This window comes from Aliiglaciecola litoralis (assembly GCF_039523355.1).
Taxonomy (GTDB): domain Bacteria; phylum Pseudomonadota; class Gammaproteobacteria; order Enterobacterales; family Alteromonadaceae; genus Aliiglaciecola; species Aliiglaciecola litoralis.
The window spans coordinates 1-1,250 of record NZ_BAAAFD010000041.1 but is presented as its reverse complement, the minus strand read 5'-3'; the positions used below and the strand labels follow the sequence as shown (position 1 = coordinate 1,250).

Sequence of the window (1,250 nt, the reverse complement as noted above, 5' to 3'; positions counted from 1 at the left end):
TGGTGTTACCCACTAAAAGTGGACATCCTGTTTAAGCGTAACGAGCTTCATATTCCAACGGACTTAAGTATCCCAATGTCGAATGTAGCCTTACGCGATTATAAAATATTTCAATATATTCAAAGATACTGGATTTCAACTCCTGTATCGAGTGGTATTTTTCGCCGTAAATCAGTTCAACCTTGAGACGGCTAAAGAAGGATTCCATTACAGCATTGTCCCAACAATTGCTTCGCCTACTCATGCTCGAGATGCCGCCGATTGAGTCAATCAATCCTTGATATTTCACTGCCCGATATTGCACCCCTCTGTCGGAGTGGACAATTAACCCCGGTTTCACGATCCGCTTACTAATCGCCATTTGTAAAGCATCAGTCACTAATTGCTCTGACATACCATCATCAATCGACCAGCCCACAATGGCACGGGAATAGAGATCCATCACGGTCGCTAGATAATTCCATTTCCCTTTTACTCGAATGTAGGTGATGTCGGTTACCCACTTTTGATTCGGCTTGGTTGCTCGAAAGTGGCGATTTAGGATATTTTCGCTCACCCCCACATTGGCATAACTAAATCGTGAGTATCTAAAAGCTTTACCGTTTCTAGCGCGTAGATGCAGTTCCTGCATCACCCGCGCCACAGTATTCAAACTGCAACGTATGTTGCTTGCATTCAGACTGCGAGTCAGCCTTGGGGCTCCATATCGTTGTTTGAAGTGGGTGAAATGCTCGATGACATGACTTCGCAAACGTTGGTGTCTGCACTGTTTACTGCTTGGCTTACGGCCCACAAATCGATAATAGCCCGAACGCGACACCTTTAAAGCTTTGCACATTATGGTTATTCGAAAGCGAGCACAAAACTGTTTGATCAGGGCGTACTTTACCCTTGGTTTTTCGCAAAGTACGCTGAAGCCTTTTTTAGAAATTCATTCTCTTCTTTTAAATCTGTCAATTGTCGCTTCAATCGCTTTATTTCTTCAGAGTCGTCTGTTTTGAATTGAACACCGTTAACTCGACTGAATTGTTTATCCGTTAACCGGCTAAACTGCCTGCGCCAATTATAGATTTGCTGTGCACTGATCCCTAATTCCGCGGCAACAGATCGATTACTATTACCTGGAAGATCTGCCCTGCGAACAGCCTCTTTGCGAAAAGTTTCAGTATAAGGTTGTGCTTTCTTTTTGCGTTCCATAAATCACCTCTTATCTAACTATAAGAGATGTCCACTTTTTTTGGGTAAGTTCT

2 protein-coding genes are annotated in these 1,250 nt (G+C 43.3%); both read right to left on the bottom strand.

The window, feature by feature from the left end; translation table 11 throughout:
- Positions 1-31: 31 nt before the first annotated feature.
- Entirely contained in the window at positions 32-874 is an 843-nt protein-coding gene (locus ABD036_RS19075; RefSeq protein ID WP_343862786.1) for an IS3 family transposase, read from the bottom strand.
- Between the two features lie 11 nt (positions 875-885).
- On the bottom strand, positions 886-1,197 hold the full coding sequence (locus tag ABD036_RS19070) for a transposase (protein WP_343862784.1): 312 nt from the start codon (positions 1,195-1,197) through the stop codon (positions 886-888).
- Positions 1,198-1,250: the final 53 nt, after the last annotated feature.

What these genes read in the sequence shown, in the direction of transcription:
- ABD036_RS19070 (WP_343862784.1), bottom strand. Translation starts at nt 1,197, where the DNA reads ATGGAACGCAAAAAGAAAGCACAACCTTATACTGAAACTTTTCGCAAA.